The organism is Lacrimispora sp. YZC11 (assembly GCF_057543815.1).
In genome coordinates this window covers 251,448-276,098 of the sequence record NZ_BAAJYQ010000006.1, presented here as the reverse complement: position 1 = coordinate 276,098, position 24,651 = coordinate 251,448, and the positions used below count along the sequence as shown (strand labels likewise).

Sequence of the window (24,651 nt, the reverse complement as noted above, 5' to 3'; positions counted from 1 at the left end):
ATATGTAAATATGAAGGGGGATACCTACGGGAAAAAGAAAGGGATAAAAATCGGAGCAGTGGCGCTCTACGGGGTACTGACAGTTACAGTGATCGCCTGCATCTATCCTTTTTTAAATGTATTGGCTTACTCTTTAAGCGGAAATGCGCCTGTACTGTCAGGAAGAGTCACATTCTATCCCATAGATTTTACTTTAAATGCCTATAAAGAAATTCTGGTAAAGCAGACGCAGATCTGGAGTGCGATGTATATTTCCGTCATCGTAACCATCCTAGGAGCCGGACTTGGGCTGTTTCTAACCGTTGCGGCAGCCTATGCATTGTCTGATCCCACCTTAAAGGGAGGGAAATACTTAACTGGAATCATCCTTTTTACCATGTATTTTAACGGAGGAATCATACCTACCTTTTTGATCGTGAAGGGAATTGGACTTTATGACAGTATCGCCGGTCTGGTGATCCCGTCCGCCATGAATGTATTTAATTTTATTGTCATGAGAACCTTTTTCCGGGGAATGTCCAAGGAATTAAAGGAAGCGGCCTATATTGACGGCGCAAGTGAGATGCAGGTATTGTTTCGGATTGTCCTGCCTTTATCCGCCCCCATTATTGCGACCATCGGATTGTTTTATGCAGTTTCCTACTGGAATGATTATTTCAGTGCCCTGCTGTATATTCAGACACCGAATAAATATACGTTGCAGCTGCGGCTCAGACAGCTTTTGTTTGCAGGACAGTTGAGCCAGGTATCCGCTTCATCCGACAATCTTGGAACTGCCGTTATGCCGGAGTCCTTAAAAATGGCCAGTGTCATAGTTTCAACCATCCCGATCATTCTGGTATATCCATGGCTGCAGAAATATTTTGTAAAGGGTGTCATGGTAGGTTCGGTTAAGGGATAATTCGTTTCAAAATCATTAAATAAATAAACTATAAAATGGGAGGAAATGCAAATGAAAGGAAGAACAGCAATTTGCCTGGCAGCTATCATGCTGCTGAGCGGCTGCAATGGAACTGCAGGCAGCAGTAAGCCGGGACAGGCAGCAGCAGAATCCGTTGCATCAGAAAACGGTTATGTTACCACCTATGGAGAGAAAACATTTGATAATGTGACGATTACGGTGGAGCTTTTTGACCGGAGTACGGCACCAGCCGGTTCTACGATTACGGAAAACCGATGGACCAATTACATAAAAGAGGAAATGAATAAGGTCGGCATTAACGTAGAGTTTATCGCTGTTCCGAGAAATGAAGAAACGACAAAGATTCAGACCATGATGGCCAGTGGCACGGCGCCGGACGTGATCATGACCTATGACCCCACCCTGGCAGAAAGCTATTACGTTCAGGGAGGCACCTTTGATTTAAGCCCTTATATTGACGGAGACAATCAGGCGAAAAATTTAAAGGCATATGTGACGGATCAGGTGCTTGATCTGGGAAGAAATACAGAAGGCGAATTATGGGCGATTCCTGCCAGACGCTCGATTACGGCACGACAGAATGTATTTATCCGGAAAGACTGGCTGGACAAGCTGGGAATGGAGATTCCTACCACAACAGATGAACTGTACAACGTATTAAAAGCTTTCAAAAACAATAATCCGGATGGAAGGACGGATGTAGTTCCGTTTTATTCCACCTACATGAAGTCGGACTGGACGACATGGCTGTCGTCGGCGTTCATGCAGACACTGGGGGATGGGGCCAAAGCAGGCGTTTCCTATAAGATGTCGGCCTACTTAGATCCGGGATATAAGGACTATCTGCAGTATATGAACAAATTATATAACGAAGACCTTCTGGATCCTGAATTTTATACCAGTACCGACCAGGATGGGACTCTTAAGGAAAAATTCGTAAATGGACAGCTTGGAGTCGGAGAATACAGTGCAAACGGAAATGTGGATGCTTTAAGAGGAGGGCTTTTACAGAATCTAAGAGCCCTGGAGCCAGAGGCCGAAATGGTTTCCATTCCACCTTTAAAGAATGTGAAGGACGGCAAACAATATAATCCTCAGTATTCCCTGTGCGGAGCTTATAACATTGTTCCGAAAACCTGCAAAAATCCGGAAGCCGTAGTGACTTATCTGGATTGGCTGAGTACCAGGGAAGGCGGTTTTGCCATTTTCCATGGATTTGAGGGAGAGCATTACAACCTGGCAGACGGGGTTCCTGTGGTCATCAATTCGGATTTTAATGCCAAGGATAAGGACTGGATCCGTCATGACCTGTTCCTTGTGGGAAATCAGGGATATTATGCTACGGAAGAAGATTTTATGAAGGCTACTTCAAAAGAGATCCCCGGTTATGAGGAGTATGTCATGGACAATTACGAGAATGCCATTGCAGGAGAGCTTGTGTATGATCCCGCGTATACTTCCCCTACGCAATCGGAAAACAGTGCAAAGATCCTGCTTGCAGATGACGAGTATCTTGTGAAATGTATGACTTGTGCTCCTGAAGACTTTGACAAAATCTATGATGAATATATGGAAGCACTGAAGGAAGCCGGAGCGGAAGAAGTCAAAACGGAAAGAGAAGAATATTTCCGGAATAAGTGATGCGGCGCATGGGTTTGGTTTTGGGGCGGATTGTTTTCCGTCTCAAGACCATGAGCTGATGGAAAGGAAGATGATAGAATATGATTCAAGTAGCGGTCGTAGGTTTGGGAAATATATCGGGCAGCCATTTGAAAGGGCTTCTGGCCTTTCAGGAACGGTGCAGGATCGTCGCCCTTTGCGATATTTATCCGGAAAAGGCACAGGCGGCAAAAGAGCGCTTCGGCCTTACAGAGGCAAGGATTTTTGCCGATCATAAGGAGATGCTGGACTCCGGACTGGAAATTGATTTAGTCCATGTGTGTACCCCCCCGTCCAGCCATGGGGAAATTGCCATAAACTGCATGAATGCCGGAAAAAACGTATTGGTAGAAAAGCCGATGGCACCCAGCCTGAAGGAATGCGATGAAATGATCGAGGCGGAAAGGAAAAATGGAGTGGTCATGGCCTGCATTGCACAGAACCGCTTCCGGAATATCATCTGGAAGCTGAAAAAGCTGGCGGACAGCGGTTTGGCGGGAAAGATCCGCTGTGCCCATATTGATTCCCTCTGGTGGAGAGGGCATTGCTATTATGATTTGTGGTGGCGGGGAACCTGGGAAAAAGAAGGCGGCGGTCCTACCCTCAATCATGCGGTGCATCAGATCGACATGCTGAACTGGATTAAAGGGTCTCTGCCGGCAGAAGTATCTTCCTTGCTTGCCAATGTGATGCATGATAATTCAGAGGTAGAGGATCTGTCCTTTGCGGCGCTTCGATATGAAGATGGTTCTGTGGCAGAGGTGACAAGCTCCGTCGTGCATCACGGTGGTGAGCAGGGAATTACGCTTCAGTGCGAGTATGCAAAAATAGCCGCCCCCTGGTCCTGTGCGGCTGAAATTACACAGGAAAACGGATTTCCGGTACCGGAAAAGAATACGGAACTTATGGGGAAACTGGAACAGGCATATAAAGACATGGAAGATCTGGAATATGAAGGCCACACCGGAGAGATCGATGATGTTCTTTGCGCCCTCGAGTGTGGGACCAGGCCATTGATTACAGGGCTTGATGGAAGGAAGACCGTGGAACTGATTACGGCAATCTATAAGGCTGGATTTGAGAAACGGACCGTGTCCCTCCCGATTAGGCCGGATGATGAGTACTATATGGCAGATGGAATCGGCAGGCATGCCATCCGGTTCTATGAAAAGGCTGCGAGCATAGAAAATTTTGTGGCGGCGGATATATCCGTCGGAAATTATGGGGAGAAAAAGTAATGAAGGTAAATCAAAAAGACGGGATGAATTATGCCCCCAAAGGAAAACCGGATCCGGTTGTAAAGAAAGGGGAATTTATCATAGCAGCCATGGGGCTGGACCACGGGCATATTTATGGAATGACCAACGGACTGTTGGAAGCCGGAGCTACATTAAAATGGGTGTATGATCCGGACCCGGAAAAGGTAGAAAAATTTTTGTATGCCTACCGGGAAGATGGAGTTATGGCAGCAGAAAGTGAAAACCAGATACTTTCAGACCCGGAGATAAGCCTGGTAGCGTCGGCGTGCATCACCTCAGAGCGTGCGGCACTGGGGGTAAGAGTCATGGAAGCCGGTAAGGACTGCTTTGTGGATAAAGCACCCCTGACCACTCTGGAGCAGCTGGAGATGATAAAGGCCGCAGTAAAGAGGACCGGCAGAAAATATATGGTAAGCTACAGTGAAAGGCTGCATGTGGAAAGTGCAGTGTATGCAGGGGAACTGATCCGTGAAGGAGCAATCGGAAAGGTTATTCAGGTACTGGGGCTTGGCCCGCACAGATTAAATCCCACTTCCAGGCCGGATTGGTTTTTTGAAAAAGAAAAATATGGGGGCATCCTGTGCGACATCGGAAGCCATCAGATTGAACAGTTTTTGTATTATACTGGTGCGAAAGACGCAACGGTGGTAAACAGTGAGATCGGAAATTACAATCACCCGGAATACCCGGAGCTTGATGATTTCGGTGACGCCACCCTGGTAGGTGACAACGGAGCCATGGGATACTTCCGGGTGGATTGGTTTACGCCTGACGGCTTGTCTGTCTGGGGAGACGGAAGGACCTTTATCCTGGGAACGGAAGGTTATATTGAGCTTAGGAAATATGTAGATATCGACAGGGAAGGTGCGGGTGATTTTGTGCTCTGGGCGGATAAGGCCGGAGAGTATTCCGTCAATGTCCGGGGCCGTGTAGGTTTTCCGTTTTTTGGACAATTGATCCTGGACTGTATCAACCGTACCGAACATGCCATGACCCAGGAACATGCCTTAAAAGCGGCGGAGTTGTGCGTAAAGGCGCAGATGCTGGCCAGAAAAGTAAAATGAGAGGATGAAAAGCATATGCTTAGAATCGGGATTGCAGGACTTGGTGTTATATCGGAAATTCACAGGAAAGTTATTGGCTCTCTCCAGGGGGAAGCAAAAGTAACTGCAGTTTGCGACTGTGATATCCGGAAAAAAGAGAAAGCCCTGGATGCTGTATTTTATACGGACCTGGCACAGATGCTTAAAATTGAAAAGCTGGACTGCCTGCATATCTGCCTGCCCCATCATCTGCATGTGCCTGCGGCAAAGCTGGCAGCTTCTATGGGAGTTTCTGTTTTTATGGAAAAACCGGCTGGACTGAATACAGAGGACATTGACTCCCTGCTTCCGTTTGAGGAGGCCGGCCGCATTCATCTGGGTGTATGCCTCCAGCACCGTTATGATGCTTCTGTCCGGAAGATGCTTAAGATTCTGGAGGAAGGAAGCTATGGGAAACTGAAAGGCTGTAAAGCTGTGGTCACATGGAACCGAACCGGGGATTATTATAACAGAGATTCCTGGCGCGGTAAAACAGCGGAGGCCGGCGGCGGTGTGATGTTAAGCCAGGCAATTCATATCATGGATTTAATGGAGTTGTTTTGCGGAAAGCCTGTTTGGACAAAAGGAATGACAGGGAATCTTTTTTTGGAGGACATAGAGGTAGAAGATACGGCATGCAGCTTTACGATGTTTGAACATGATGTCCATGGAGTATTCTACGGTACGGTTACCCATTGCAGGAATTCCAGTACCGAACTTGAGATCACAACGGAAAAAGGAATCTTTTTTCTGAGGAACGACAAATTGACTGTTTTAGAGGATGGTCAGGAAACCGTCTTAGCAGAGGAACGTGAAGAAAGCAAGGGAAAGGATTATTACGGTTACAGCCATTCCCGCGCTATCCGGGAATTTTATCATATGCTGGCTGGCAACGGAGGATCTTTTATCAGTCTTGAGGAAGCAAGAAAAGTCAGCGTTCTGATTGATAAGATTTGGGAATCAGCGGAAACTGGAAAACGGGTATATTGGTGAGGCTTTGATTATGAGACAAAAAAGTGAAAGAGAACGCAGGCTTTGGGCTCAGTTTGATGCCCTGCAGCTGGGAAGCGGATGGGCAGAGGAAGATATCGAAAAGCCCCAGATCCTGATTGAAGATGTATATGGAGATTCCCATCCGGGAAGTGTTCATTTAGACCGGCTGTCAGATCAGGTTAAATGGGGGGTACTTTCCGCCGGCGGATATGGCGCACAGTATCATGTGACAGATATCTGTGACGGCTGTGCACAGGGACATGATGGAATGAATCTGGTATTGGCATCAAGAGAAGCCATCTGCGATATGGTGGAAGTTCATGCCGGTGCAGTGCCTTGGGATGGGATGGTTCTTTCAAGCTCCTGTGATAAATCGGTTCCGGCCCATTTAAAAGCAGCAGCGAGGATGGATATTCCAACGGTTTTTCTACCGGGAGGAAGCATGAGGCCGGGGCCTGACATGACTACTTCCCTGGTGGCAGGAGATATATCCTTAAGGGAAAAAAGGAAGAATGAAATAACAAAGGAGGAGATCCGGGAATACAAATTGACCGGCTGTCCTTCTGTGGGGGCATGTACCTTTTTGGGAACGGCCTCTACCATGCAGTGTATGGCAGAAGCTTTGGGAATGGCTCTTCCGGGCAGTGCCCTGGTGCCGGCCACCATGCGCGATCTTTTGGAGTATGCAAGGCGGGCGGGAAAGGCGGTCATGAATCTGGCCCGGAATGATTTAAAGCCTTCCGGGATCATGACTAAGGAGGCGTTTCAAAATGCAATCATCATACATAGTGCCATCGGCGGTTCTACCAATGCCACCCTGCATTTGCCATCCATTGCATCGGAACTAGGAATTGAACTGCCTATGGAATGGTTTGATGAAATCAATCATGAAATCCCTCATTTATGCAATCTTACACCCAGTGGAACCCAATTGACGGAAAGCTTCTGGTTTGCAGGCGGAATCCCTATGGTTCAGATGCTGTTAAAGAATTATTTAAACCTGGATGTTATGACTGTGACCGGAAAAACCCTGGGAGAAAATTTAGAGGATATCCGTGGAGAACGCTTTTTTGAACGGAACCTTGGATATCTGCATAATTACGGATTGAAACGGCAGGATGTCATCCGGGAGCCGGAAGATGCGGAAGAAAAAGGCTCCATTGCAATTCTGAAAGGGAATTTGGCTCCCGAAGGATCGGTCATCAAATATTCTGCCTGCGCCGAGGAAATGCGCTCCCACACTGGAACAGCAAAAGTGTTTGACTGTGAGGAGGATGCTTTTTCTGCGGTAGTCAGTCATGAGATAAAGCAGGGAGATATTCTCGTGATCCGTTACGAGGGGCCTAGAGGAAGCGGAATGCCGGAGATGCTTATGACAACGGAAGCCATTGTTTGTGATAAGGACTTAAACGATAAGGTTTCTCTTGTGACAGATGGAAGGTTTTCCGGTGCAACGAGAGGTGCGGCCATCGGTCACGTATCTCCTGAGGCCGCCAGGGGCGGACCGTTAGCTTTTATAAGGTCAGGGGACTTAATTCATTATGATGTGGAAAAAAGAAGTCTGGATATCGTAGGGATCGCCGGAGAAAAGATGACACCGGAAAAAATTGCTGAGGAAATGGAACGTAGAAAATCAGAGGAAGATCCAAAGCTGCCGGCAGGAAGAAAAGGGCTTTTTGGCAGGTATACCAGGCATGCCCTGTCTGCGATGCAGGGGGCAGGTTATTAAGGAAGGAAGAATATGAAGAAAGCAAATTTTTACACACCTGCAGTCACTGTTTTTGACGAAAAAGAAAAGCCGGACAGCAACGGAAACCGGAAAATATGGGAGCACCTGATACGAGGTGGTATTAGCGGTCTGGTCATTATGGGAAGTATAGGGGAATTTTTTGCCCTTGATTACGAGGAAAAGCGTCGTTTGATATGTGATGTAACGGACTATGCAAAAGGAAGGACCAGGCTTTTGATTGGAACCGGGGGCATGAATGCGGAGGAAACCATCTTGCTTTCCAATTATGCTCTGTCAAAGGGAGCGGATGCCGTGCTGGTTATAAGTCCGTATTATTTTTCCCTGTCTGAAAGGGAGATTCACCATTATTATGAAACGGTATGCAAAAAAATCAAGGGGAAGGTTTATCTGTATAATTTTCCGGCCAGGACTGGCTATGACATAAGCCCCCGGACTACTCTTGAGCTTCTGCACAGCCATGGGAATATCGCAGGATATAAGGATACTGTGGCAGAAATGGGACATACCCGTGCCCTGATCCAGACAGTGTCAGAAGAATTTCCTGATTTTGAGGTTTTCTCCGGTTTTGACGAATTCATGCTTCATAATATGCTATCAGGAGGAAGTGGCTGCATAGGCGGATTGTCAAATATTTATCCGGAATTGGCTTCCGCCTGGATCCATGCTGTGGATGAAAGGAACCTTGAGGCATGTGAAAACATTCAGGGAATTTTTGATCAGCTCATGGAAATTTATTCAGTGGCAGACATCTTTGTACCAGTCATAAAGGAAGGGGTCAGGAACCGGGGGATTGAGATAAGTACGGAGTGCCGGAACCCGTTGACTCCTTTGACGGAAAAACAGAAAATGCATCTGGCAAATATTATGGCTGCTTGCGAAGACCGGATGAGGGAATGCCATATTTTGTGACATGAAAACTGGAAGTTGGATTGTGTCAGGGAACGAAAGGAAGCTGAAAGGAGGAATGGCTGCAATGAAAAGAAACGTGGATCTATTTTTATTTATGGGTCAGTCTAATATGGCCGGCAGAGGAATTCCGGATGGAGAAAACGGAGAGAAAGCTCCGGTAATTTTGCCGGGTGCAGGCTATGAATACCGGGCAGTCAGTGCGCCGGACCACCTTTTTTTTATGGAAGAACCTTTTGGGAAGGAAGAAAACCGGAAAGACGGGATCGACGATGGGGACAAAAAGACCGGCTCCCTGGCTACTGCCTTTATCAATGCCTATTATCTATGTACGAGAATTCCGGTTATTGCAATTTCAGCCTCCAAGGGCGGTTCCTCCATTCTGGAGTGGCAGGCAGGAGGAAGCTTTCTTGAGGATGCGAAGAAGCGTTTGCGGTCTGGCAGGAAGTACTTGCTGGAGCAAGGCTTTTATATCCGCCATATTTTTATGCTTTGGTGTCAAGGGGAAACCGATGGAGACCGCGGAATGGAGCCTGAGGAATACCGGCTGTATTTTGAGCGGATGCTGGCGGAAATGAAGGAGACAGGCACGGAAAAATGCTTTCTGATCCGGATCGGAGAATATAACGGAGAGGAAGCGGCAAATTATGATAAGATAATAGAAGTGCAGACCCAGATTCCGAAGGAAAATCCGGATGTCGTTTTGGTTTCTACCGATTTTGCAGAAATGAAAAAGCGAGGCGGAATGAAGGACTGGTATCATTATTATCAGTGGGCATATAATGAGGCAGGGTTAAAGGCCGGAATGAATGCCGGTATTTATGTCAATACCGGCAGGGAGCCGGTCCTGTATGATCCTTACTATAAAAATTTGTATTTTAGTAGTTACGATGTGCCAGATCTGGCGTGAGGTCAGCTTTGCGGTCCGGAAATGAAAACACCGCCTCTTTCCCGCCGCATCAAACTCCCTTGCCATTTATAGCGGCTACAGTATTTTCGCGACAACGTTGACAGAGCATATAACGCACGATACTTTGCGAAGCAAGGTATCGTGCGTTATATGCTCTTACTGATGGAAAGAATGAAAATTATCACCCTAATCTTAATTGTATTTGATTTTCTAATGCTGTGATTCACAGCTGCCCTGTGTTGCAGTGGATCTGGTAAACATAAGCACCAGCCAGACACTTGGGCGTTCTATTAATACCTCCCTGGCGACAGGGCTTTGCGTACTGATTATCATGGTAGCTTCCATTTACTTCCAGATTGAATCCATCATTGAATTCTCTCTGCCGATGCTGTTTGGTGTGATTACAGGTTGCTATTCATCCATTTGTGTGGCCGGAAACTTATGGGCATATTGGGAAAAAAGAAAAGAAAAATAATTGTTAATTAAAAAACCGAAACGTACCCTTAGGGCGTTTCGGTTTTTTTATGCAGAGCTATTAATTTACGAATCATCTTTGTCTGAAGCTGCATTTTTCACCATAAAACAGGGACTTTTTCGCAATTATATGCGTATCGGGAAGGAGAGTGGTCGAAAATGTTTTAAAATTTCTACATTTTTCGACTTTTTTATTGCATATATTACAATAGAAAATCGAAGATGATAAAATATATATACAATCTTAACATGAATAAAGTTGAAATATACAGAAATAGTGCTAAAATATACAATGGAACAATTTTTTTATATTTAAGAAAGTAGGAGGTTATGGTGTTATGGGTAATTTAAGCTTATTTCTAATCATTTCCATTCTCGTTTCTGTTATTGCGTTTGCTTTTGCGGTGTGGTTGTACCGCTGGGTTTCTGCGCAGCCATCTTCAAATCAACGGGTGAAGGAGGTTGGAAGCTATATCAGACAAGGTGCAAACACATTTTTAAAAAAGGAATACCTTGTTTTATCAAAGTTTTGTGCGGGAGCAGCGCTTTTGATATTTTTGTTTCTTCCGGCTCCGATATGGAGCGGAGGCTCGGTTTTAAATAACCTTACCATTGTTTTGGCATACATATGCGGAACTGTTTTTTCTGCCATAGCAGGTAAAATAGGAATACAGGTAGCTACCATAGCCAATATCAAGACTGCAGAAGCAGCACAAAAAGGCGGTTTAAAGCCATCTTTTCTGTCAGCCTTCCGCGGCGGTGCAGTTATGGGGATGGCAGTAGTGGGAAGCTCACTTTTAGGAGTGACTCTTGTTATGATGATTACCGGAGATTCCGTTGCCCTATTGGGCTTCAGCTTTGGTGCCAGTTCCCTGGCTTTATTTGCCAAAGCAGGCGGCGGTATTTTTACAAAGACTGCGGATATCAGTGCAGACCTTGTTGGAAAAGTAGAACTTGGAATCCCTGAGGATGATCCCAGAAATCCGGCGGTAATTGCCGATAATGTGGGAGATAATGTAGGAGATGTTGCCGGAATGGGCGCAGATCTCTTTGATTCTAATGTGGCTTCCACAGTATCCGCCCTGGTTATGGCTATTGCTCTGAGCAAAAAAATAGGAGTCGACTATGCAGCCATGGTGTTCTGTTATGCTTCTCTGGGACTTTTATCTTCTATCATAGGAGTTATGGCAGCCCGTATGGGAAAGAAAGGCGATCCTACCATGGCTCTTAATATGAGTACCTATCTTACCACGGGCATATTTGCCGTACTTACTGCTGCGGCAACCGTAGTGTTTCAGTTTGACTGGCGTATCTGGGGAGCAACGGCGGTAGGCTTATTTGTTGGTGTCATTATAGGAATTACCAGTGATTACTTTACAAACGATAATAAAAAACCTGTACGTAATGTTGCAAAGGCTTCTGAGTCAGGACCTGCATTTACCATTCTTTCCGGTATTTCCTATGGTTTTTTAAGCGTACTGCCTGCCATGGTGGGAATCGGTATCTCTGCTATGATTTCCTATAATCTTTGCGCTTCCATCGCTCCTGAGGATCCTACTGCAGGAATGTTTGGAATTTCTATGGCCGCAGTTGGAATGCTTTCCATCGTCGGCATGATCATATCCAATGATGCTTACGGTCCAATTGCCGATAACGCCAGAGGACTTGTTGAGATGGGTGATCTGGGAGATGAAGCACTTGAAATCACAGACTCACTTGACAGTGCAGGAAATACAGTAAAGGCGGTAACAAAAGGATTTGCCATTGCGGCAGCAGGATTGACCATTATCTCCCTGCTTGGTGCGTTTATGAGTGAGGTAAACGATGCGGCTGGCACTATAGTACTGACCGGATTCGATATTATCAATCCCAAGGTATTTTTCGGAATGCTGGTAGGAGCTTCTGTTCCGGCTATTTTCTCCGCTATGCTGATGCTTGGGGTAGACCGCAATGCACAGAGAATGGTGTCAGAAATCCACCGTCAGTTCAGGGAAATTAAGGGACTTAAGGAGGGCAAGCCGGGAGTGGTACCGGAATATGACAAATGCATAGATATTGCTACCAATGGTGCATTAAAGGAACTGATTCCTGCTGGACTCGTCAGCATTCTCGTGACCATTGTGGTCGGGTTTGTAGGCGGCGTAGAATCCGTAGGAGGATACCTTGCAGGCAACATTATCAGCGGTCTTTTGCTTGCGCTGTTTATGAGCAATTCCGGAGGGCTGTGGGATAATGCAAAGAAATACATTGAGGCCGGAGGGAACGGAGGAAAAGGAAGTGAAGCTCATAAGGCAGCTGTAGTAGGAGATACGGTGGGCGATCCCTTCAAGGATACGGCTGGCCCGTCCATCAATACACAGATAACGGTGGTTTCTCTGGTGGCTTCTTTGATGTCTTCTTTGTTTTTGGCATTTTCCCTGTTTTGATTTATAGAGACAGGACTTAATAAGATAACGGCAGCCTGACTGGTACAGGCTATAGAAAATCGGTGTTAGGACATGGGTCCTGGCACCGATTTTCTATGCTCTTCTTCCGCCTTATTCAATATATTCACTATGCAGCATCAGTCATCCCGGGTTATTGAAACAGAATGAGTTTTTTCGGATGTCTTCCATGACAGAATTCGATCAATCCGAAATAAATGATCAGCATTTAGTTCAATGTAAAAAGCCGGCATGTACCTAAATCCATTATGGCGGTATATTACGATCGGCACGATAAAATGCAAAGAATTTCTTTATAGATAAGGCTTTGTATTTTTATATCCAGTTGTTGACATTAAAGAATTGCTATGTGAAAATATATTACAGGACATGGTATTGCTTTTTTAGCAATAGTAAATATAATGAAGGATAGACATGCTTATATTTATAGGGGAAAGAATGCAATAATTTTATTAGATGATATAATATACAGAAACACTATGTAATGTAGAGCTAAGAATTGAAGGATGAATTTAGATGAAAAACCAAGAAAAAGGTGATTTGATCGCTCAAGAAACATCCTTTAAGAAAAAATGATTTGATTAAACGGAACAATACGTCGGATTATTTATGGAGGGGAACATGCGGTTGGAGGAATTGTTCAGTGCACACTATGAAAGCCTGAATGCAAGTGACAAGCATATTTGGAATTACGTAGGTAATAACAAGGCTCTTTGTTCCGGGCTTTCCATCGAGGAAGTAGCAGAGCGGTGTAATGTTTCAAGAAGCACCATTATGCGTTTTGCCCAGAAACTGGGACTGACCGGCTACAGTGAGTTAAAGACTTACCTGCGCTGGGAGACCACGGAATTTGCCAGGGATCCTGCAGATTATCTGCAGACCATCTGTGACAAGACCATCAAGGCCATTGAACGGTTCCGGGATATGGACATGACCCAGATCTGCAGGCTGTTCCACGGGGCCAACCGGGTGTTCGTCTATGGCACGGGAAGCATTCAGCGGGCGGCGGCCGGTGAGTTTAAGCGGATGTTTCTCTCCCTGGATATTTTGGTAGAGAATATCACGGGGGAAGGGGAATTTCAGCGGGAACTGTCCTTTATGGGACGGAATGATGTGGTGTTAATTATCTCCAAGAAAGGCAACTCCAATTTTATTAAGGACATTGTGATCCAGCTAAAAAGCAAGGGTGTCAGGGTGATTTCCCTCACCTTTTCCGGGGACAACACCCTGGCAAATATGAGTGATTACCAGTTGTTTTTGTCGCCGGAGACTGTTTCCATCAAGGACGATATGTTGTTTGAGTCTTTGAGCCTAATCTTTTCGGTCATCGAAATTTTGTGTATTAAATGTATTCAGTATATGGGCGATATTTACCTGTGACATACTCCCACCACTTAGTCAAAAACATTCACTGGATGTTTTTGACTTGAAGTGGGGGCTTCTCGCTCAAGCCAAGTATTCTTGGCAGTATCAACGAGCTAACCCCGTGTGTCCCACGGTTCATCGTTATTTTTACGCCATTCCCAGAATTCTCATTCCTTCCTTGCGTATGTTTATAGCGGCATTTACATCCCTGTCCAAGATGTTTCCACACTCACAGACGTATACCCTTTCAGAAAGTTCCAGGTCATCCTTTTTTCTGCCGCATACAGAGCAGGTCTTGCTGGACGGGAACCATTTGTCCACCTTTACGAGCTTTTTCCCTGCTTCTTCCAGCTTGTAGCCAAGGAATGCCACGAACATCCCCCAGCCGTTGTCTGCCACGGTTTTCCCGAAATTTAGTGCCTGTGACATCGCTTTCATATTTAAGTCTTCTATGCACACCGCATCATAGGCATTGGTTATCTGCCTGCTCTGCTTATGCAGAAAGTCCTTTCTCTGATTTGCCACTTTCCTGTGGATTTTTGCCACTTTCACTCTCTGCTTGTAGTAATTATTGCTTTTCCTCTTGCACTTTGATAGCTTCCGTTGTTCCCTGGCTAGCTTCTCTTGTGCCTTCCTGTATGGTTTTGGATATTCCGGCGAATTCCCAAGGCTATCTATGTATAGTTCTTTCATGGAAAAATCCAGGCCTGTGGCGCTTTCTGCCTTATGCTCTGGGATTTGATCTTCATATTCATAAAGGACTGAAACGTAATACTTCCTATCTGGGGTTCTTGCTACCGTACATGATTTCAGCCTGTAGCCGTCCGGGATCTCCCTGTGCTGCTTTATTTTCACCCTGCCTACTTTGGGCAGCCTTATCCACCCGTCAGCGACCGCTATATTGCCATTCACACAGTTTGTCGTGTAAGAATCCTTGTCCCTGTGCTTGCTTTTGAACTTCGGGAATCCTATTTTGCCCTTGCCGCGGTAGAAATTTCCGTATGCTGTCTCCAGGTTCATCTGCCCGTTCGCCAGCGCAAGGCTATCCACTTCCTTTAGGAATGGGAACTCTTCCTTGTACTTTGCCGGAGTGGTCTTTCGGTTTTTACCTGTTTTCTGGTAATGATCGATCCTGTCCTCTAACATCTTATTATATACGAATCTCACGCACCCAAATGTTTTTGCAAACATGGTTTTCTGCTCGTCATCTGGATACATCCTGAACTGGAATGCCTTGTTTCCCTTCATCTATGTTTTTCCCCCTGGCTTTCGATATACTGCTTCAGCACCGATAGCGGTGTACCTCCTGCCGTTATAAGGCAGAAACTCTGTGACCAGAAATATTCTTTCCACAGCTTTTTCCTTATCTCTGGGTATTCTTTTTTTAGAAGCCGACTGCTTGCACTTTTATACGCATTGATGAATTTGCTTATTTCCGTTTTTGGATGTGCCCGAAACAGGATGTGGACATGATCCATGTCATGATTCCATTCCATCAACGTGATTTTGTAGCTTGGCGATATGTACTCAAATATCTCCTTCGCCCTGTCAGACATGGCATCGTCAAAAACCTTCCTTCGGTATTTCACCACTAGCACAAGATGATAATGTAACAAAAATACTGAATGAGCATTGTTATCTAATTCCATTGTAATCAACCACCTTTTGCAATTCGACTGATTATAGTATATAGCTGTTTTTATCCCTATGCAACCTTTATCTTTTAGTAGTTACAAGGTGATTTTGCTTTGCATAACCACCTCTCACATCCAATGCAAATTCATCCCCCGCCTAAGAGGACGGGGGAATTCCTGGCAAAAATCTGTTAAAAAGAGCAGAAGCTGCTCTTTTTTCTTTTTGAAGAATTTTCCGGATTATATTGTGTAAAACATGTGGAATCAGGCTGTGAAATTTCACATTCCCTGTGACAGTTCACAACTTCTGGTATTGGTAGCAATTGCACAAAAATGTATTGTATTTAAAAATAAATATAGTTATTATGTATTTCGTAAGGCGGTGCACACGCAAAACATGAAAGATAAGGAGTATAAGAATTATGAAGGCTCATAATGTTGTAATCGTTGGCGGAGGCAGCATTCGTAATCCGGAATTAATGGCAATGCTGGCTTCCCAGAAAGAGAAATTTCCAATTAAACGCCTTGTGTTATATGATATTGAAGCAGACCGTCAGGAGATTGTCGGAAAGTACGGTGAGATTCTGATGCGGGAATATTATCCGGAACTTGAAACCTTTTTGTATACCACAGACCCGGCGGTGGCATTTGAGGGTGTGGATTTTGCGCTGGTGCAGATTCGTGCAGGAAAGATCGCCATGCGGGAGAAGGATGAGAAGATTCCGTTAAAACACGGCTGTGTGGGACAGGAGACCTGTGGTGCCGGCGGTTTTGCATACGGACTGCGGAGCGTTCCGGCCATTATTGATCTGGTAAAGACCATCCGCAAATACTCCCCGGAAGCGTGGATTTTGAATTACTCCAACCCGGCGGCAATTGTTGCCGAGGCGACCAAGCGGGTATTCCCGGCCGATCACCGGATTCTCAATATCTGTGATATGCCGATTGCGATCATGGATCGGTATGGAGAGTTAATGGGATGTACTCGTCTGGATTTTGAACCGAGATACTTTGGCCTTAACCACTTTGGCTGGTTTACCCATGTGTATGACAAGAAGACGGGCGTGGACTTAGCACCGGCGATTAAGGAAAAACTTCTTTCCGGCCATATGTTCGGCAAGGGCAATGAGGAGCATGTGATGGAGCAGTCCTGGCTGGAGACCTACAATTTTATGGCCCAGATGTTAAGGGATTACCCGGAATATCTTCCAAATACGTACTTAAAATATTATCTCTATCCGGACCATGTGGTGGAAACTTCGGATCCCAACTATACCCGCGCCAACGAGATTATGGACGGCAAGGAGAAGAAGGTATATTCCATGCTGAATGAGGTCATTAAGCTGGGTAAGATCAAGGGAACGCCATATGAACTGGGAAGCGAGAGAAATGTTCATGCCAGCTATATTGTGGAACTGGCAATCAGCATTTTAAACAATGAGAACAACATCTTCCTGATCATTGTGAAGAACAACGGAATTATTCCGAATATTGATCCTGATATGATGGTAGAGGTTGCCTGCCGGGTGGGTAGCAACGGTGCGGAAGCCCTGGCCATGGAGCCGGTTGGTACATTCTACAAGGGGATGATGGAGAACCAGTATGCTTATGAGAAACTGACAGTGGATGGCTTATTGGAAAAGGATAAGACGAAACTGCTCCAGGCATTGGCCCTAAACCGGACTGTCGTGGATACGGATACGGCAAAAAAGATTTTAGATGATTTAATTGAAGCAAATGTTGATTTTTGGGGGTCTGAATTTACTACTGGAAAAAATAACTAACGAATAGGAGGGGGTCCTATGTTTCAAAAAGCAATGGAAAAAGTCCAGCGGTTTGGCGGGGCAATGTATACGCCGGTGCTTTTACTAACGTTTGCTGGTATTATGGTAGGCTTTTCAACAGTTTTTCAAAATCCAATGATTATGGGGAGTTTGGCGGAGCCTGGCACTAACTGGCTCAAGTTCTGGGTTACCATCCGGGCCGGTGCGGATGCGGTGATGAAGCAGTTGCCGTTTCTGTTTCTGATTGGATTGCCTATTGGACTGGCTAAGAAGGAGAATGCCAGGTGCTGTCTGGAAGCATTCGTGCTGTATATGACTTTTAATCTGTTTATCGGAAGCATCCTCACCAACTGGGGAGATGTGTTTGGTGTGGATTTTTCCGCCCAGGTTGGCGGTGTCAGCGGTCTGGCTATGATTGGCGGGATTAAGACTCTGGATACCGGCATGGTAGGAGCCTTAATTGTATCGGGAATCGTGGTGTGGCTGCACAATCGTTATTTTGATACAAGCCTGCCGGAATGGCTGGGAGTGTTCCGGGGATCCAGCTTTATCTGTGCCATTGGATTCTTTATGATGCTTGTAGTGTCCTTTGTGTTCTGTATGATTTGGCCGCAGATTCAGCATGTGATTGCGACCTTCCAGTATTTTATGAAGGAAACCGGAAGTCTTGGGGTCGGTGTGTATGCCTTCTGTGAGCGTATTTTGATTCCCACCGGCCTGCATCACTTTATTTACTCGCCGTTTTTGTATGATGCGGCGGCAGTGGAAGGCGGAATCCGGGCATACTGGGCTGACCATTTGATTGAATTTTCTCAAGTAACGGTTCCATTGAAGGATGTCTTTCCGGGAGGCGGATTCTCGCTGTTTGGTATGACTAAGGTGTTTGCTCCCATCGGAATTGCGCTGGCATTTTATACCACGGCCAAACCTGAAAAGAAAAAAGATGTTATGGCACTGATGATCCCGGCGGTGCTGACCGGTATGTTTGCCGGTATTACGGAGCCGCTGGAGTTTACCTTCCTGTTTATTGCACCGCCTTTGTTTTTGGTACATGCCCTGTTGGCGGCGGTTATGAATGCGGTGACTTACTCGGTTGGTGTTGTTGGGGAGTTTAGTTCCGGGCTGTTAAACTGGCTGCCGCTGAACTGGCTGCCGCTGGGAGCCCACCAGTGGCCAATGTATGTGAAGCAGGTAATTGTTGGTCTGATCTTCTCCGGTTTGTGGTTTATCACTTTCCGGACCTTGATTCTGAAGTTTGATTTTAAGACGCCGGGGCGCGAGGATGAGGATAAAGTAAAGCTGATCAGTAAGAGAGAGTATAAGGCTTTGAAAGGGCAGAAGAACGCTTTTTCAGTGGATCAGCAGAAAGCGGCCGCTTTTCTTAAAGGTCTGGGGGGAGCGGACAATGTACTGGAAGTCAATAACTGTGCGACCAGGCTAAGGGTATCGGTGAAGAATGCCAGGCTTGTCGCTGACGATGGTTATTTTTCCGGTGCCGGAGCACATGGTGTGGTGCGCCGTGGGACGGCTCTTCAGGTGGTTGTAGGACTTTCGGTTCCCCAGGTGCGGAGCGCATTTGAGGAGTATATCAGGGATGGGCTTCCTGCGGGGATCCTGGGACAGGAGATGGAAAAGAATGCTGGCGGAGAAGCCGTGACAGGTGAGAAGGGGAGGATTTTCAGTCCTCAGACCGGCCGGGTGGTTTCCATTGAAGAGGTGCCGGATGAAGTGTTTTCTAAGAAGCATCTTGGGGATGGGATTGCCGTTATTCCCGATGGGGATTTGGTAGTGTCCCCGGTGGATGGGGAAGTGATGTTTGTCGCTGAGACCTGTCATGCCTATGCCATTCGTACGGATGGCGGGGCGGAATTAATTGTTCATATTGGACTGGATACGGTTCATTTGAAGGGGAGCGGATTCCGGCCAATGGTGCAGCAGGGAGAACGGGTGAAGGTTGGGACCCCGTTGTGCCAGGTGGATCGTCAGGTGGTGAATCCGGATGGCGGGACGTTTTATACCCCGGTGGTGATTACAAATTCTAAGGCGCTGCGGTTTATGAAGGTGTATACCGGGGATGCAGTGGCGGGAGAGACTTGTGTTGTGGAGTATGAGATCTAAGGGGCAGCAGAAGGGGATACAGGATCGGACGCATCTGGCATAGGAGTATATCTCCTGGTCACCGGCACTGCTGTTTCCAAGATTTCCGAAAGGGGATTGTGTAGGATGAATCCGGCCTTGTGGGCAAGATTTTATCCCGCGCAATCCCCTTTCGCCAGCCTAAGAGAGAAAAGGAAAATGTATGGAGGCCGATATGGATTTTGTATTAAAAATTGCAGCCCTGATCCTTATTTTACTGGGCGGAGTTTTTTTGAGGAGGAAAGGTTTTTTTGAGGAAGGGGATTATCGGGTGATTAGCCGGATTGTAGTTAATATGACACTTCCGGCGGCGGTGGTTCATGCGTTTTCTGATTTTGAGAAGAGTGGGGAGATGCTGTTTGTGGTTCTGGCAGGGATAGTTTTTAGCTCTCTTCCAGGGATGATTAGTTTACTGTTTAAAAAACGGAAGGATAAGGGGGTGCGGGCATTTTTTGCGCTGGGAGCCTCGGGGTATAGTATTGGGAGCTTTGCCATGCCGTTAATACAGACGTTTTATGAATCCTCGAGTGCGATTGTCTGTATGTTTGATATTGGAAATGCGGTTGTGGTGACGGGAGGGGCCTATGCGCTTACCTCCGCAGTGCTTCAGACCGGAACAGAGGGGCGGGAGACGCCGGGGAGTATTTTAAAGAAGCTGTGTTCCTCTGTTCCATTTGATACTTATGTTCTGATGTTTCTTTTGGTCTGTTTAAATGTCCGGGTGTCAGATGTAGTTTTGAAGCTGACGGCCCCGGTTGCCGCGGCAAATAAATTTCTTGCTATGCTGATGATTGGGATGATGATCAAGCCGGTTTCATTTCGATCTGGACTGAAAGAGGTGATTTGGTTGGTGATTTATCGCGCTTTGCTGGGAATCTTGTTTGCTGTGGTGATTTTTTTTGCTGCACCCTTTTCCCTTGAGATTCGGAAGATCTTGACGGTCCTTGTGTTTGCTCCTATAAGTATCTTTGCTCCTGTTTATACGGAAAAGGCCGGCGGAGACGGAGGTTTAGCTGGGGTGGCCAGTTCGGTTTCAGTATTTACCGGATTGGTTTTTATGCTTGTTGTTATGTTCCTTGAGACGTTGCTGGCCGGACAGTAAGGCACCGTTATAATAATCGTAAATAGGATGTATGCTGAGTGATCTGCCTGGTGGTGTAAGAGGCGGTAGGAGAACGAAACATCTACCGCCTGTTTGATTGCGTAATTCAAGATGTCATAGGCTGGTAGTTCCTATTTATGATATTTTCCAGTACATTCTATGATATCAATCTCAATTAAAGCAGTCCCCTTAATCATGTTATCAGGAAGCTCTTTTCCGGCAAATTGCGGCGTATATTTCTCAACCAGTTTATTTAGCACTTCACGTTTATAAGCCAAGTCCGTAATCAACGAAGCATTTCCGGTAATCACAACACTGTTGTACTCAGCCTCAGTGTCACAGGCATTCTCTATATTGTCAGTCAAGAGACCAAACAACTCATCAACCTCAAAGCATACTTTGGAATTTCGATTTATATTATCGATTTTCTGCCCCTTTGGAAGACCATGCATATAAATTTTGTCATTGTAGTAAACGAAATGCATGGCAATGACATATGGATAACCATTCTCATTGACGGTAGCGAATCGCCCAGTATCTGCACGATGAAGCAACTCGTTAATCTGTTCCAGTGTTAATTGAAATTTCTTCATTCTGTATTGCATAATTTCCTCAACCTCCTAATTGTGTAAATATGATTTTTATTCAAGATATATAATCTTGATGGACAATCAAACGTATTATATCACACAAGTGTACCTGTAAAAAGATACACTTGTGTGATATAATATAGGATACACTTTACTATAAGGATGGTTAAAATTCGATGATTTATATTCAGGAAAATTCAGATGAGCCAATGTATCTTCAGATCTACCGTCAGATCAAAGAAGATATTATACAAGGAAACATTGCAAATGGAGAACGTCTTCCAGGTATTCGAACACTTGCCGGAACATTGGGGATTGCGCTTAATACTGTCAGCCGGGCTTATGCCCAGCTGGCTGTGGAGGGATATATTCACGCGAAACATGGTTCGGGATTTTTCGTTATAGATACCTCAAATAAGGTTACGGAGAGGAATTATATACTACAGGATACAAACGCTTTATCTGTCGAAAGATCAGAACTGAAGCAGCCTGTTTGTCTATATGATTTTCAGTACGGCGGGCTTCCTTATGAACAATTTCCTTTTAAGCTATGGCGAAAATATACTTCCCAAATTCTCTTATCACCACAAAAAGATGTAGTTAATCAATATCCGGATAAGCAGGGGGATCTCTTATTAAGACAAGAAATCAAAAAATATCTGCACAGGTCAAGAGGGATCGTATGTTGTGAGGAACAGATTATCGTAGGCTCTGGACTGCACTATTCACTGGATATTTTGTGCAAAATTTTGCGTAAACAAAACAATGTGATTGCCATGGAAAACCCTGGTTATAATGGGGCACGTGATGTATTTATTAACAACAATTATAATCTTTATCCGATTCCGGCTGGTAAAGATGGACTTAACCTCTCATCCATTCACCATTCAGGCGCATGTGCAGCCTATGTAACACCTTCACATCAATTCCCTTACGGAACCGTGATGCCAATATTTCAGCGTAAGGAACTCCTCAATTGGGCAATTGCTAACGATGCGTATGTCATTGAGGATGATTATGACAGTGAACTAAGATATGATGCCAATCCGGTGCCGGCGCTCCATTCACTGGACATTGACGACCGTACCATCTATATCGGAACTTTTTCAAAATCCCTTTCTCCTTCTATGCGGGTGAATTATATGGTGCTGCCAGTACGATTGCTTTCAAGATATTATAGTCTGTTCCGTTCCTACAATTCTCCTGTATCTTGGTTGACGCAACGTGTATTAGCCGCATATATGAGGGATGGAAACTATGAGCGTCATGTACGAAAGATGTGCCTCACTTATAAAAGACGGCATGATGTGTTAGTGCAGGAGGCAACGAAAATGTTTGGCAGCAAAGTAATCTTATATGGCCGTGGGGCAGGGTTGCATTTTATTTTAGAGTTCCCGGATGGTGAAGAACAGGAATGGCTTATTAAACAGGCAGAAAAAGCCGGAGTTAAAGTATACCCCATGATTCCATTCTGGAATGAGAGGAAGGACTGTCCCCAAAACCTTATATTTATAGGATACAGCTTACTGGGTGAACAACAGATACGAAAAGGCATTGCGTTGCTGCAATCCGCATGGTTCAGCACTGGTCCGTGACAAAGCTCACTGAATTACAATAAAAAATTCATATTTTACTTGACAACAGCGTCCTGCAAGTATAATCTTATTAAAGACTACATTTGTAGGAAGGTGGTAATGAATTGAAAAACAGCAATTGTAAAATATCCAATGCAGAATGGCTGGTTATGAAGGTACTGTGGAATGAATCTCCCCAAACAACCACACGTATTATAGAAGCCTTAAGCGAGGAAGCAGACTGGAAGTCCAAAACAATCCACACGCTGATTGCCAGGCTGGTAAAAAAAGGTGCCCTGGGTGTTGATAAGAATTCCGGCCAGCATACCTTTTATCCTCTTATTACCAGAGAAGAATGCATTCAGGAAGAAACCGGCTCTTTCGTTCAAAAAATATATGAAGGTTCCATCTATAATTTGGTGGCAAATTTTATTCATGATGAAAAGATGTCCGTAAAAGAGATGGAAGATTTAAAAAAGCTTTTGGATGATAAATTGAATTAAGGAAAGCAGGTGGCCAAGATCAATCTCAATACCATATTTAAGGGTGTCGTTTTACTGTCAATGATGGGAACTCTTCCGGCAATCGGAATCCTTCTTTTTAAGGGGATATTAAAAGACAGACTCAGCGCCAGACTGCAATATTATATCTGGTTCCTTCTGATACTGCGGCTCATCATTCCCTTTACCATTGAGAGCCCATTCCATTTCTTTACAAATGAACCAGTACCTGAACATGCAATCATTAGCGCTCAACTGCCGGAGTCCTCAAACGATAAGACTAATGTGAAAAAGAATCCCGGTAACGATACTGCTCATACTTTTTCAGTCCCGTTACCAGATTTTAATAAAGTCAGCTCTGTTTTTACACCAGAACACTTTGCATCTATTTGGCTGATCGTTATGATAGGTATTTATATTTACATAATGCTTGTGAATGCCGTGTTTGCCCTCAGGCTGCGCCAATGTATTCCCTGCACGCAACCTGAAATTCATGCCATTGTAAACCGCTGTAAAAACAAGCTGCACATAACAGGTAAAGTAACGATTCTTTCCGGCAGCCGCATAAAATCTCCTATGGTTTGGGGCATCTTTCACCCCAGAATCATTATTCCCGGGAACATGATTCCGGGCCTTACGCAGGAAGAGCTCAGCTATATCCTGTTACATGAGCTTGCCCATGTCAAACGAAAGGATTTGTGCATTCATATCATAACAATGGTTATACAGGGAATTTACTGGTTTAACCCGGTAATATGGTATTCCATGTATAGAATGAAAGAGGATTGCGAGCTGTCCTGCGATGCTTCCGTCCTTAGCATACTTGCGGAAGAAGAATACAAAAAATACGGCTTAACCATATTGAGTGTTATGAAAAAAGCAAATGATCCACAACCGGTTCCGGGAACCGCAGGATTTGCAGTCAGAAAGAATAAAAGGAGAATTATTATGATTACACAATACAAAAAAACATCTGCTAAATGGGCTGTAATAACTTTGCTTTGCCTTATCTTGTTAACAGGCTGTTCAAGTTTGTCCGGTTCTGCCCCCGGCACGAATCCGCAAAATACAACCGAAACGGAAAATGATTCAAAGGACGGTCCGGATTCTGCCACGCCTTCTTCGGATACCGAAGCCATCTCTTTTGAAACATATTTTGATTTATTGGGTTCAAGTAAACAGGATCTGACAAATGGTATAAGTGAGAAGCCGGAATCAGTCGATGAAGGTGGTTTGGAATTTAAAGAGACTGGAATTCGAGTGTGGTTTAATACGGATACCGGTATTGTCAACCAGATATTTACCCAGCGGGATGATTTGGATTTCAAAGGTGCTAAAATCGGTGATAAAACAGAAAGCTTTCATAATGCTTTTGGGAAGCCGGTCAGTGATAAAAACGGTGACATGCATTTTAAATATGAAAACGGGTACATATCGGTTATTTATGATACACAGACCGGCATCACCTATGCCGTATATCTGTTGAGTGAAGATTTTTAGGATAATGCCATTATTACATAACGTCAGGCATGACATTAAGCGGAAAGAAATAACAAGATTAAATTGT

General features: G+C 45.0%; 20 protein-coding genes. 17 read left to right on the top strand and 3 right to left on the bottom strand.

Translation table 11 applies throughout. The annotated features are described in order from the left end of the window. Positions 1-10: 10 nt before the first annotated feature. From AC27IJ_RS07530 to AC27IJ_RS07480, 11 genes are all read left to right on the top strand, one after another. Positions 11-901, top strand: a complete 891-nt coding sequence (locus tag AC27IJ_RS07530) for a carbohydrate ABC transporter permease (RefSeq protein WP_312443086.1) — start codon at positions 11-13, stop codon at positions 899-901. Between the two features lie 51 nt (positions 902-952). Continuing rightward, on the top strand, positions 953-2,563 hold the full coding sequence (locus AC27IJ_RS07525; RefSeq protein ID WP_312501292.1) for an extracellular solute-binding protein: 1,611 nt from the start codon (positions 953-955) through the stop codon (positions 2,561-2,563). A gap of 80 nt (positions 2,564-2,643) precedes the next feature. Further along, on the top strand, positions 2,644-3,819 hold the full coding sequence (locus AC27IJ_RS07520; protein ID WP_312501290.1) for a Gfo/Idh/MocA family protein: 1,176 nt from the start codon (positions 2,644-2,646) through the stop codon (positions 3,817-3,819). Further along, positions 3,819-4,904, top strand: a complete 1,086-nt coding sequence (locus tag AC27IJ_RS07515) for a Gfo/Idh/MocA family protein (protein WP_312501287.1) — start codon at positions 3,819-3,821, stop codon at positions 4,902-4,904. The genes AC27IJ_RS07520 and AC27IJ_RS07515 overlap by 1 nt, the downstream gene beginning before the upstream one ends. 15 nt (positions 4,905-4,919) lie before the next feature. Further along, positions 4,920-5,915: a Gfo/Idh/MocA family protein gene (locus AC27IJ_RS07510; protein ID WP_487148233.1), complete on the top strand. Its 996-nt coding sequence runs from the start codon at positions 4,920-4,922 to the stop codon at positions 5,913-5,915. Between the two features lie 10 nt (positions 5,916-5,925). Continuing rightward, positions 5,926-7,644 carry a dihydroxy-acid dehydratase gene (gene ilvD, locus AC27IJ_RS07505; RefSeq protein ID WP_487148231.1) on the top strand — a complete coding sequence of 573 codons (1,719 nt, stop codon included), beginning with the start codon at positions 5,926-5,928 and terminating at the stop codon, positions 7,642-7,644. Between the two features lie 12 nt (positions 7,645-7,656). Beyond that, a complete protein-coding gene (locus AC27IJ_RS07500) occupies positions 7,657-8,574 on the top strand; it encodes a dihydrodipicolinate synthase family protein (protein WP_312443095.1) in 918 nt (305 codons plus the stop codon). Between the two features lie 64 nt (positions 8,575-8,638). Beyond that, on the top strand, positions 8,639-9,481 hold the full coding sequence (locus AC27IJ_RS07495; protein ID WP_487148229.1) for a sialate O-acetylesterase: 843 nt from the start codon (positions 8,639-8,641) through the stop codon (positions 9,479-9,481). Between the two features lie 244 nt (positions 9,482-9,725). Next, on the top strand, positions 9,726-9,956 hold the full coding sequence (locus AC27IJ_RS07490) for a hypothetical protein (RefSeq protein ID WP_313260344.1): 231 nt from the start codon (positions 9,726-9,728) through the stop codon (positions 9,954-9,956). A 337-nt stretch (positions 9,957-10,293) separates the two neighbouring features. Then, entirely contained in the window at positions 10,294-12,381 is a 2,088-nt protein-coding gene (locus AC27IJ_RS07485; protein WP_312501282.1) for a sodium-translocating pyrophosphatase, read from the top strand. A gap of 639 nt (positions 12,382-13,020) precedes the next feature. After that, positions 13,021-13,779 carry a MurR/RpiR family transcriptional regulator gene (locus AC27IJ_RS07480; RefSeq protein WP_312501280.1) on the top strand — a complete coding sequence of 253 codons (759 nt, stop codon included), beginning with the start codon at positions 13,021-13,023 and terminating at the stop codon, positions 13,777-13,779. 132 nt (positions 13,780-13,911) lie between these two features. Here the strand turns inward: AC27IJ_RS07480 and AC27IJ_RS07475 are convergent, their stop codons facing one another. Together AC27IJ_RS07475 and tnpA are read right to left on the bottom strand one after the other, a co-directional pair. Beyond that, positions 13,912-15,012, bottom strand: coding sequence for an RNA-guided endonuclease TnpB family protein (locus AC27IJ_RS07475; RefSeq protein WP_312501279.1), 1,101 nt, complete (start codon positions 15,010-15,012; stop codon positions 13,912-13,914). Further along, complete coding sequence (gene tnpA / locus AC27IJ_RS07470) at positions 15,009-15,413, bottom strand: IS200/IS605 family transposase (protein ID WP_312443104.1); 405 nt, start codon at positions 15,411-15,413, stop codon at positions 15,009-15,011. The genes AC27IJ_RS07475 and tnpA overlap by 4 nt, the downstream gene beginning before the upstream one ends. A 407-nt stretch (positions 15,414-15,820) precedes the next feature. Here tnpA and AC27IJ_RS07465 point away from each other — a divergent pair, with 407 nt between their 5' ends. The 3 genes from AC27IJ_RS07465 (at position 15,821) to AC27IJ_RS07455 (ending at position 20,420) form a co-directional block, all read left to right on the top strand. After that, the gene (locus tag AC27IJ_RS07465; protein WP_312501277.1) at positions 15,821-17,182 is read left to right on the top strand and encodes a family 4 glycosyl hydrolase; all 1,362 of its coding nucleotides are present in this window, start codon (positions 15,821-15,823) and stop codon (positions 17,180-17,182) included. An 18-nt stretch (positions 17,183-17,200) separates the two neighbouring features. Next, positions 17,201-19,300: an alpha-glucoside-specific PTS transporter subunit IIBC gene (locus AC27IJ_RS07460; RefSeq protein ID WP_331662588.1), complete on the top strand. Its 2,100-nt coding sequence runs from the start codon at positions 17,201-17,203 to the stop codon at positions 19,298-19,300. 193 nt (positions 19,301-19,493) lie between these two features. After that, entirely contained in the window at positions 19,494-20,420 is a 927-nt protein-coding gene (locus AC27IJ_RS07455) for an AEC family transporter (RefSeq protein WP_487148224.1), read from the top strand. Positions 20,421-20,551: 131 nt separating this feature from the next. On the opposite strand, the gene AC27IJ_RS07450 is transcribed toward AC27IJ_RS07455, so the two are convergent. Further along, positions 20,552-21,025 carry a pyridoxamine 5'-phosphate oxidase family protein gene (locus tag AC27IJ_RS07450; protein ID WP_312443110.1) on the bottom strand — a complete coding sequence of 158 codons (474 nt, stop codon included), beginning with the start codon at positions 21,023-21,025 and terminating at the stop codon, positions 20,552-20,554. Positions 21,026-21,186: 161 nt separating this feature from the next. On the opposite strand from AC27IJ_RS07450, the gene pdxR reads away from it, so the two are divergent. The 3 genes from pdxR to AC27IJ_RS07435 all read left to right on the top strand — a co-directional run bounded on the left by pdxR (position 21,187) and on the right by AC27IJ_RS07435 (position 24,584). Then, on the top strand, positions 21,187-22,605 hold the full coding sequence (gene pdxR, locus AC27IJ_RS07445) for a MocR-like pyridoxine biosynthesis transcription factor PdxR (protein ID WP_312501273.1): 1,419 nt from the start codon (positions 21,187-21,189) through the stop codon (positions 22,603-22,605). A gap of 104 nt (positions 22,606-22,709) precedes the next feature. Next, positions 22,710-23,087 carry a BlaI/MecI/CopY family transcriptional regulator gene (locus AC27IJ_RS07440; RefSeq protein ID WP_312443112.1) on the top strand — a complete coding sequence of 126 codons (378 nt, stop codon included), beginning with the start codon at positions 22,710-22,712 and terminating at the stop codon, positions 23,085-23,087. Between the two features lie 9 nt (positions 23,088-23,096). Continuing rightward, positions 23,097-24,584 (top strand): M56 family metallopeptidase, encoded by a 1,488-nt coding sequence (locus tag AC27IJ_RS07435; protein WP_487148221.1) that lies wholly within the window; start codon positions 23,097-23,099, stop codon positions 24,582-24,584. Positions 24,585-24,651: the final 67 nt, after the last annotated feature.

Coding starts and splice junctions, on each gene's coding strand:
- AC27IJ_RS07465 (WP_312501277.1), top strand. CDS start 15,821: ATGAAGGCTCATAATGTTGTAATCGTTGGCGGAGGCAGCATTCGTAAT.
- AC27IJ_RS07455 (WP_487148224.1), top strand. CDS start 19,494: ATGGATTTTGTATTAAAAATTGCAGCCCTGATCCTTATTTTACTGGGC.
- pdxR (WP_312501273.1), top strand. CDS start 21,187: ATGATTTATATTCAGGAAAATTCAGATGAGCCAATGTATCTTCAGATC.
- AC27IJ_RS07475 (WP_312501279.1), bottom strand. CDS start 15,012: ATGAAGGGAAACAAGGCATTCCAGTTCAGGATGTATCCAGATGACGAG.
- AC27IJ_RS07520 (WP_312501290.1), top strand. CDS start 2,644: ATGATTCAAGTAGCGGTCGTAGGTTTGGGAAATATATCGGGCAGCCAT.
- AC27IJ_RS07525 (WP_312501292.1), top strand. CDS start 953: ATGAAAGGAAGAACAGCAATTTGCCTGGCAGCTATCATGCTGCTGAGC.
- AC27IJ_RS07450 (WP_312443110.1), bottom strand. CDS start 21,025: ATGCAATACAGAATGAAGAAATTTCAATTAACACTGGAACAGATTAAC.
- AC27IJ_RS07480 (WP_312501280.1), top strand. CDS start 13,021: ATGCGGTTGGAGGAATTGTTCAGTGCACACTATGAAAGCCTGAATGCA.
- AC27IJ_RS07460 (WP_331662588.1), top strand. CDS start 17,201: ATGTTTCAAAAAGCAATGGAAAAAGTCCAGCGGTTTGGCGGGGCAATG.
- AC27IJ_RS07485 (WP_312501282.1), top strand. CDS start 10,294: ATGGGTAATTTAAGCTTATTTCTAATCATTTCCATTCTCGTTTCTGTT.
- AC27IJ_RS07500 (WP_312443095.1), top strand. CDS start 7,657: ATGAAGAAAGCAAATTTTTACACACCTGCAGTCACTGTTTTTGACGAA.
- AC27IJ_RS07510 (WP_487148233.1), top strand. CDS start 4,920: ATGCTTAGAATCGGGATTGCAGGACTTGGTGTTATATCGGAAATTCAC.
- AC27IJ_RS07530 (WP_312443086.1), top strand. CDS start 11: ATGAAGGGGGATACCTACGGGAAAAAGAAAGGGATAAAAATCGGAGCA.
- ilvD (WP_487148231.1), top strand. CDS start 5,926: ATGAGACAAAAAAGTGAAAGAGAACGCAGGCTTTGGGCTCAGTTTGAT.
- tnpA (WP_312443104.1), bottom strand. CDS start 15,413: ATGGAATTAGATAACAATGCTCATTCAGTATTTTTGTTACATTATCAT.
- AC27IJ_RS07515 (WP_312501287.1), top strand. CDS start 3,819: ATGAAGGTAAATCAAAAAGACGGGATGAATTATGCCCCCAAAGGAAAA.
- AC27IJ_RS07495 (WP_487148229.1), top strand. CDS start 8,639: ATGAAAAGAAACGTGGATCTATTTTTATTTATGGGTCAGTCTAATATG.